Genomic DNA, 2,443 nt, shown 5'->3' on the forward strand with positions numbered 1-2,443 from the left:
CGCCGCGCCGGCCCGGCCGCGGTCGCCCGCCCCACGTCGTCGTCGCCACCCGCGTCTACACCCCGGAGCCGGTCGCTGCCGCGTTCCGGCAGGAGGCCCTCGTGCTCGCCCTGGAGCGGGCGGGCGCCGAGGTCACCGTGCTGACCACGACCGCTCCCGGCGCCGGGAACGCCCGTTCGCGAACGCGCAGGGTGTCCCGCTGGCCCGTCAAGCGCGACCACCAGGGGCAGGTGCGCGGCTACGTCTCCTACCTGAGCTTCGACCTGCCGCTCGCGCTGCGACTGCTGCTGCAGCGCCCGATGGACGCACTGGTCCTCGAGCCCCCACCCACCACCGGGATGGTGGGAATGGTCGCCGCAGCGATCCGACGGGTGCCGTACACGTTCTACGCGGCCGACATCTGGTCCGATGCGACCGAGAGCGTCGACGGGGTGCCGACGTTCGTCCGGGCCGCCGTGCGCTGGGCGGAGACGACCGTGTGGAAGCGCGCCGCCCGTGTGCTCACGATCTCCCCGGGGGTCCAGCACCGGCTCGAGGAGCTGATCGGTCCGCGGCCGAGCCTGGCGATGGTCGGCAACGGCATCGACACCGACACCTTCAGCGAGAAGGGCGCGACCGGCGGGGAGCAGGGACCCTACTTCGTGTACGCCGGGACGGTCTCCGAATGGCAGGGCGCCGGCGTGTTCGTCGAGGCCTTCGCACGGGCTCGCGCCGCGCACCCCGAGGCGCGCCTGCTGTTCTTCTCCGGGGGGTCGGGCCGCGATGCGCTCGAGGCCCGAGTGCGCGAGGAGGGAATCGAGGGCATCGAGTTCCGCGACAAGATCCCGCCGGCCGACGTCGCCGCGCATCTGCGGGGCGCCGTCGCGGGTCTGTCCTCGATCACCCCGGGGCAGGGCTACGAGTTCGCTCTGCCCACCAAGATCTACGCGGCCACCTCGACCGGAACGCCGGTGATCCATGCCGGGGAGGGTGCAGCCCACGACCGCATCCGCGACCACGGACTCGGCTGGGCCTGCGACCACGACGCCGAGCAGGTCGCCGACGCCATGGACCGTGCGCTGCGCGGTGAGGACGCTCCGGCGGCGCAGGACGTGCGCCGCTGGACGATGGAGAACGCCTCCCTGGCCGGCTGCGCGACGCACGCCGCCGAGCAGGTGCTCGCGAGCATCCAGGACGCCCGCACGCCCTGACGCCCGCACGCCCTGACGGCTGAACCCCCTGGCGGCTGAACGCCCTAGCGGCTGAACGCCCTGACGACTGCATACGCCGGCACCGGCCACGATGGCATCGGCACGCGCCGAGACTCGGTGCCTGCTGACGCGCGAACCCCGACGTCCGGGATCAGGACGAGGCGTCCCCGCCGTCGCCGGGATCGCAGTCGATCTCGATCATGCGCGAGTGCTCCGTCTCGAACAGGACGACGCCGAGATCCCGCCCGGCGAGGTTCACCGCGTCGGAGGTCGAATGGACGCTGTAGGGCAGGCGCTCCTGGTAGACGTAGCGGATCCCGTTCTCCTGGAGGGTCCGGCACGACGCCGGGTTCGTCGCAGCGTCCTTCGTCGCGTAGAGCAGCTCGCGGTCGAGGTCCGTGTACGCCATCCCGGCGACCGGCAGGCGCACGTCCTGCCCGTACATCGCATAGAGGTGAGCGGCACCGGAGAACGGGCTCGCCAGCACCGTTCCCCCGTGGTCCATCTGCGGCACGTACTCCTGGAAGAGGGCCAGCTCGTCGGCCTGCAGGAAGCGGCCGCGCCCGGGATAGTCCAGGGCGAAGTTCTTCGCGGCGTTGTCCGAGCGGGTGGGGATCGACGCGAGGGACGCGATGAGCGCCCCCGCCACCAGCACGACCACGATCGGCGTGGAGGGGCGGGGCCGGCGACCGTCGGCCCGCTGCGGTCCGAACAGGCGCGTCCAGGCCTGCAGTCCCGGCACCACGAGCACGCACGAGAGCATCGCCAGCGGCATCGCGACCCGGTCCTGGCCGCGGTAGTAGATGGCGGAGAGGCCCAGGGGGGAATCGAGCGCCGCGTCGAGGTAGATCACCGCGACCACCACCCAGGCGACGGCGACCCAGCGCACCGCAGGGCGCCGGAACGCGGTGACCAGGCCCGGCCACCACAGCGCCGCGATCACCACGCCGAGAGCCATCGGCCAGACGGTGAGCAGCCCCAGACCGATCTCGCCGAGCGCCCGCCACCACTCGATCACCAGCCCGCCGCTGAAGCCGGTGACCTGGGAGCCCAGAGGTGTGAAGGTGAGCAGCACGACCGGCAGCAGGGCGAGCACGGGAGCGACGACCAGCAGCGGGCGGGCGCGCCATGACGGCGCGCCGGTGACGGCGGTGAGCACGGCGAGCAGGATCAGCGCGGTCACGGCCACGTTGGGGTGCAGCAGTCCCAGCCCGGCGCCGGCGAGCCCCACAGCGAACAGGGCGGCCGCCGTC

At 72.9% G+C, this 2,443-nt stretch carries 2 protein-coding genes; one reads left to right on the forward strand and one right to left on the reverse strand.

What is annotated here, in order from left to right; translation table 11 throughout:
• The coding region (locus tag CIK81_RS17795; RefSeq protein ID WP_114355985.1) for a glycosyltransferase at positions 1–1,190 on the forward strand (1,190 nt) is incomplete at its 5' end.
• 151 nt (positions 1,191–1,341) lie between these two features.
• Here CIK81_RS17795 and CIK81_RS18290 read toward each other — a convergent pair.
• A partial coding sequence (locus tag CIK81_RS18290; RefSeq protein ID WP_346218066.1) for a DUF6541 family protein occupies positions 1,342–2,443 on the reverse strand: 1,102 nt, incomplete at its 5' end.

Origin of the sequence: Brachybacterium sp. JB7, from assembly GCF_003335205.1 — a bacterium.
In the GTDB taxonomy this organism is placed as follows: domain Bacteria; phylum Actinomycetota; class Actinomycetes; order Actinomycetales; family Dermabacteraceae; genus Brachybacterium; species Brachybacterium alimentarium.